Here is a 6,122-nt window from a genome sequence, read left to right as displayed (position 1 = left end):
GGACCACCTGCGGCTGGCCGGGCTCATGGTGGTGCCGCCGTTGACCGGACCGCCCGCCGCTCACTTCGCCGAGGCCGCCCGGGTGGCGGAGGAGTTGCGTCGCGCTCACCCGGGGGCCCGTGAGTTCTCCGCCGGGATGTCCGGCGACCTGGAATCCGCGATCGCCGCCGGTTCGACCTGCGTGCGTGTCGGAACGGCGATCCTGGGACCACGGCCAGTAGTTTGAGGTCCAGCATCGCGGGGCCTCTCCCGCGACGAACGGCCCGCGACGACCCGTATCAGGAAGGTCCCCGGAAGATGAGCGCAATCGCCCGGTTCAAGGAGTACTTCGGAATGTCGCCCGTCGCGGCGTACGAGGACGAGTACCTGGACGACTACGACCGCCCGATCCACCACGACCTCCGCGGTTCCCGTGCGCCGCACGAGGCCGACGACCTCGGCGGCGTCTCGCGCGATCGCCGAGCGGACTACGGGTACGCCGCCGACCGGTACGACGACGAGGCGACCCCCCGGCCCCGCTTGGGAGATCTCGATCCCGTCGACGAGCCCGCCCCGGAGCGTCGGCACCGCGGTCTCGATGACCCCGCCCCGCGCCCGAGGCGCTACCACGCGGCGGAGGCCGGGGCCCGGGCCTCGCTCCGCGGCGTCCCCGTCACCCGCGGCGCCGTCGCCCTGGCTCCGGAAGAGGACTTCGTCGAGGACGGGCTGGTGACCCTCCCCGAGACCGTGGTCGAGCGTCCGCGGGGATTCGGTGACGGCAAGAGCCTCGGGGAGCACTTCCGCGCGGGCCGAGCCGTGGTGTTGGATCTGTCCACGATGGCCTCCGGGGACGCGCGCCGCATGGTCGACTTCGCCGCCGGCCTGGTCTTCGGTCTCGACGGCCGCATGGAGAAGGTCACCGATCGCGAGCGCACCTTCCTGCTGCAGCCCGCCGGAATGGATCTCACCGAAGCCGAGGTCCGGGACGCGGTCAACGGCGCGTTCCGTCGCTGATCCCGGGCGGCCACCCCGTCTGACCGGGTGCCCGCGGCGCGGCGTCGATCGCTGCCAGTAGTCTTGTCCCGTGCGTGAAATCCTGCTGGTCCTTTACATCATCACCCAGGTCTTCTGGTATCTGCTCCTCGCCAGGATCGTCGTGGAGATGATCGCGTCGTTCTCCCGTGGCTGGAGCCCCCGCGGTGTCCTGGCGGTGGTTCTGGAGTGGCTGTTCACCATCACCGATCCTCCGGTCAAGGCGCTGCGCAAGGTCATCAAGCCGGTCCGGATCGGGCAGGTCTCCCTCGACCTGTCGGTGTTGGTGCTCTTCGTCATCATCATCGTGATCCAGCTGGTCCTGCGGATCATGATCACCAGCGTCGCGTGAGGGGCGTGGCGGGACACAAGTGATGCGGTCACCCGGGCCGCAGGTGACGCGCGGGCCGAATGTGACTAGATTGGCACGCGTTAAGGTAGTAATGAAGTCGTGGGTCCGGTTCGAGAACGCCGGACCGGCACCCGAGACGACCACGAGGGGTATCCCATGCGCTTGACTCCAGCCGATGTGCACAACGTCGCGTTCTCAAAGCCGCCGATCGGTAAACGGGGCTACAACGAGGACGAGGTCGACCAGTTCCTCGACCTGGTAGAGGAGGAGCTCGGAACCCTCGTGGAGGACAACGACGACCTCCGTCAGCGTGTCGACGAGTTGACCAAGGACCTCGAGAAGGCCCGGAAGGCGGCGGAGAAGTCCGACAAGGCCTCCGCTGACTCCGCTAGCGGTTCGGGTGCCGGCCGCGTCGAGGAGCCGCGGGCCGCCACCCCGCCCGCCCCGGCGCCGACCCCGGCACCGACTCCGGCGCCGCCCGCGGCCACGCCGTCACTCGCCGGAGAGGACAGCGGTTCCGCCAACTCGGACACCCATCTGCGCGCGGCCCGCGTCCTGGCGATGGCGCAGGAGATGGCGGACCGCCTCACGGGCGAGGCCAAGAAGGAGTCCGACGGGCTCATGGCCAAGGCCCGCGGTGAGTCCGATCGCCTCGTCGGCGACGCCAAGAACCAGTCGGAGAAGATGGTCGGGGACGCCCGCAGGGAGGCCGACAAGATCCTCGGCGAGGCCAAGGCCAAGTCCGACGGGATCGTCAAGGACGCGCAGGCGCGCTCCGAGCAGCAGATCAAGGAAGCACAGGCCAAGGCCGACGCCCTGCAGGCCGACGCGGAACGCAAGCACACCGAGATCATGGCCACCATCAACCAGCAGCGCGGGGTGCTGGAGGGTCGCATCGAGCAGCTTCGGACCTTCGAGAAGGACTACCGCAGCCGCCTCACCAGCTACCTCGAGAACCAGCTGACAGAACTCGGCAAGTCCGGCTCCGCCGCCCCCGCCGCACCGGCCGAGAACGCCGGCGCGCCGGACCAGGGTGGCAAGAAGGACGGCGGCCACCGCGCCGAGTAGCCCATCCGAGTCGTCGCGTCCGGTCCCCGCCCCTGCCCAGGGTGCGGGGACCGACGTATATTCGGGGGGTGGGTCCGCCCCGGAGCCGGTGTATTCCACGACTCGCACCACGGCAGGAGGAACGCATGCTCGTCGTCGCACTCGGACTGACGCTGCTCGGCTTCGCCTTCCTCGTCGCGGCCGTGGCGACCGGACAGATCGGGTGGGCGTGGGCCTGCATCGTGGCCGGCGCCCTCGGACTGCTCTTGCTGCTCATGGATCTTCTCCGCGGGAGGACGGCCCGCGACGGCTCCGGAGAGAATCCACCGGACGCGAGTGACGAGGCGGAGGAGACGGGCGCCCACAGCGACAGGTAGCATCACCCGATGTCCGGCGATGAGCCGGATGCGCTGAGATCCGGCCATCACCGGGGAGCGCTCGGAAGAACGGTCGGTCCCGAGGTGGGAGCGGCTCAGTAGAACCGAACGGGGGAGCCCGTCAGGGTCCCCGATCCACGAGTGGGCGTCGCACCGTCGACGCCAAACGGGGTGGTACCGCGGACGGATGCGCCAGTCGCGTCCGGTTCGTCCCCGAGCGCAGGCCTGTCGGCCCCACGGGTACCAACTCGTGTGGGCCCGTACCTCGAGGAGTCCGCCCACATGAGCACCGAGCCCACCGCAACGGGTAGCGCGTACCCGATTCTCGACCTCACCGGCGGCACCACCGCGCAGTCGCCGTCGTTCCCCGCGCTCGAGCAGACCGTCCTGGCCCGGTGGGACGAGCGCGACACCTTCCGTGAGTCCGTCCGCAGGCGAGCGGATGCCGACGAGTACGTCTTCTACGACGGCCCCCCGTTCGCCAACGGCCTACCCCACTACGGACATCTGCTCACCGGGTACGTCAAGGACGTGATCCCGCGCTATCGCACCATGCGCGGTTACCTGGTCGAACGCCGGTTCGGCTGGGACTGCCACGGTCTGCCCGCCGAGCTCGAGGCGGAGAAGCAGCTGGGGATCACCGAGAAGTCGCAGATTCTCGAGATGGGTCTTGCCGAGTTCAACTCCGCGTGCGAGAAGTCGGTGCTGCGCTACACCGATGAGTGGGAGGACTACGTCCACCGCCAGGCCCGCTGGGTGGACTTCGAGAACGACTACAAGACCTTGGACATCGACTTCACCGAGTCCGTCCTGTGGGCGTTCAAACGCCTCTACGACAAGGGTCTGGTCTACAAGGGTTTCCGCGTGCTGCCGTACTCCTGGTACGAGCAGACGCCCCTGTCCAACCAGGAGACGCGGTTGGACGATGCGTACAAGATGCGACAGGACCCCGCGGTCACGGTCGGACTGCCGCTCGAGGCCCCGCAGTCCAGCCCGTTCCACGGCGCCGAGGCGCTGGTGTGGACCACCACCCCCTGGACCCTGCCGTCCAACCTGGCCGCCGCCGTCCACCCCGACATCGACTACTGCGTGGTGCAGGTGAACACGGGTGATCTCGCCGGCCGACGCTTCGTCGTGGCCGAGGCGCGCCGGGGGGTGTACGCGCCCGAGTTCGGTGAGGACGCGGAGGTGGTGGCCACCGCGAAGGGCTCCGAACTGGTGGGGCTGCCGTACGTCCCGCCGTTCGACTTCTTCGCCGGCCACCCGAACGCGCACGTGGTGCTGGCGGCCGACTACGTCACCACCGACTCGGGTACGGGCATCGTCCACCTCGCGCCGGCCTTCGGCGAGGAGGACAAGGACGCCTGCGACGCGGCCGGCATCGAGCTGGTCATCCCCGTCGGAGCCGACGGGAAGTTCACCGCCGAGGTGCCGCCGTACGCGGGCCAGCTGGTCTTCGACGCCAACGCGCCGATCTCACGCGACCTGCGCGCGGCGGGGCGACTGATCCGCCACGAGACCATCGAACACTCCTACCCCCACTCCTGGAGGTCCGGCCAGCCGTTGATCTACATGGCCCTGCCGGCCTGGTTCGTCAAGGTCACCGCGTTCCGCGACCGGATGGTCGAACTCAATCGCGAGCAGATCACCTGGATGCCCGAACACGTGCGCGACGGGCAGTTCGGCAAGTGGCTCGAGGGCGCGCGGGACTGGAACATCAACCGGAACCGGTACTGGGGCGCGCCGATCCCCGTCTGGGAGTCCGATGACCCCGCCTACCCGCGCGTGGACGTCTACGGGTCTCTCGACGAGCTCGAGGCCGACTTCGGCGTGCGGCCCGCTGATCTGCACCGTCCGTACATCGACGAGCTGACCCGGCCCAACCCCGACGACCCGACCGGCAGGTCCACCATGCGGCGTGTGGCCGACGTGTTCGACTGCTGGTTCGAGTCCGGGTCCATGCCGTTCGCCCAGGTCCACTATCCCTTCGAGAACAAGGAGTGGTTCGAGACCCACAACCCGGGCGACTTCATCGTGGAGTACAACGGCCAGACCCGGGGCTGGTTCTACACCCTGCACGTCCTGGCCACGGCTCTCTTCGACCGGCCCGCGTTCACGCACGTCGCCGCGCACGGCATCGTGCTGGGCAACGACGGCCTCAAGATGAGCAAGTCCAAGGGCAACTACCCGGACGTCAACGAGGTGTTCGCCCGCGACGGCTCCGATGCCATGCGCTGGTTCCTCATGAGTTCCCCCATCCTCCGTGGCGGCAATCTCGTGGTGACCGAACAGGGCATCCGGGAGGGCGTGCGCCAGGCCATGCTCCCGCTGTGGAACTCCTACAGCTTCCTGCAGCTGTACGCCGCCGAGCGCGCCACCTGGCGGACGGATTCACCCCACGTGCTGGACCGGTACATCCTGTCGCGGCTGGCCACGACCCGGGATGCGATGACCCGGGCCCTGGACAGCACGGACATCGCCGCCGCGTGCGACGAGCTGCGCCAGTTCGCCGATGCCCTGACCAACTGGTACGTGCGCCGGTCCCGGTCGCGGTTCTGGGCAGGGGAGGCGTCGGGCCAGGATTCGCGCGACGCCTTCGACACGCTCTACACGGTCCTCGAGACGACCATGCGGCTCGCCGCGCCGCTCCTGCCCCTCATGACGGAGGTCGTGTGGACCGGGCTGACCGGACGGGAGTCCGTTCACCTGGCGGACTGGCCGGCCGATGACGAGCTCCCGCACGACGCCGGGCTGGTCGAGGCGATGGAGGCCGTCCGCGACGTGTGTTCCACGGTGTCCTCGATCCGTAAGGCGAAGCACCTGCGCGTGCGCCTGCCCTTGAACGTGCTCACCGTGGCGATGCCCGACGCCGAGCGGCTTGAGCCGTTCACCGGCATCATCGCCGACGAGGTGAACGTGCGCGAGGTGCGACTGACCAGCGACGTGGCCGCCCACGGGCGGATGGAGCTGGCGGTCAACGCGCGGGCGGCGGGGCCGCGGCTGGGCAAGCAGGTGCAGGCGTGCATCAAGGCCGCCAAGACGGGCGACTGGTCCGAGGTCGGCGGAGTGGTGGTCGCCGGCGGCGTCGAGTTGCAGGAGGGCGAGTACGAGCACCGCCTCGTGGCCGCGGATCCGGAGTCCACGGCGGCGCTTGCAGGCGGGGCCGGTCTGGTGGTGCTGGATCTGACCGTCACGGAGGAGCTGGAGGCCGAGGGCTGGGCCAAGGACCGGATCCGCGAGATCCAGGAGGCCCGGCGCGCCGCCGGTTTCGACATCTCCGACCGCATCCGGGTACGCCTGGAGGTCCCGGCGGACCGTCGCGAGTGGGCCGACCG

The 6,122-nt window shown here is 69.4% G+C and carries 5 protein-coding genes and 1 pseudogene; all 6 read left to right on the top strand.

The features are described 5' to 3' along the window. A pseudogene (locus G6026_RS03380) lies at positions 1-226 on the top strand (alanine racemase); the annotation flags it as partial. 71 nt (positions 227-297) lie between these two features. After that, on the top strand, positions 298-993 hold the full coding sequence (locus G6026_RS03375; protein WP_107756223.1) for a cell division protein SepF: 696 nt from the start codon (positions 298-300) through the stop codon (positions 991-993). Positions 994-1,063: 70 nt separating this feature from the next. After that, positions 1,064-1,363, top strand: a complete 300-nt coding sequence (locus G6026_RS03370; RefSeq protein ID WP_107756224.1) for a YggT family protein — start codon at positions 1,064-1,066, stop codon at positions 1,361-1,363. Positions 1,364-1,519: 156 nt separating this feature from the next. Beyond that, positions 1,520-2,431: a DivIVA domain-containing protein gene (locus G6026_RS03365; RefSeq protein WP_182612261.1), complete on the top strand. Its 912-nt coding sequence runs from the start codon at positions 1,520-1,522 to the stop codon at positions 2,429-2,431. A 125-nt stretch (positions 2,432-2,556) separates the two neighbouring features. Then, on the top strand, positions 2,557-2,787 hold the full coding sequence (locus G6026_RS03360) for a hypothetical protein (protein WP_107756225.1): 231 nt from the start codon (positions 2,557-2,559) through the stop codon (positions 2,785-2,787). Positions 2,788-3,069: 282 nt separating this feature from the next. Further along, on the top strand, positions 3,070-6,122 hold a 3,053-nt coding region (gene ileS / locus G6026_RS03355), incomplete at its 3' end, for an isoleucine--tRNA ligase (protein WP_182612260.1).

The sequence above is a fragment of the Dietzia sp. DQ11-38-2 genome, from assembly GCF_014145055.1.
Classification (GTDB): domain Bacteria; phylum Actinomycetota; class Actinomycetes; order Mycobacteriales; family Mycobacteriaceae; genus Dietzia.
This window is presented reverse-complemented; position numbering and strand designations above follow the sequence as displayed.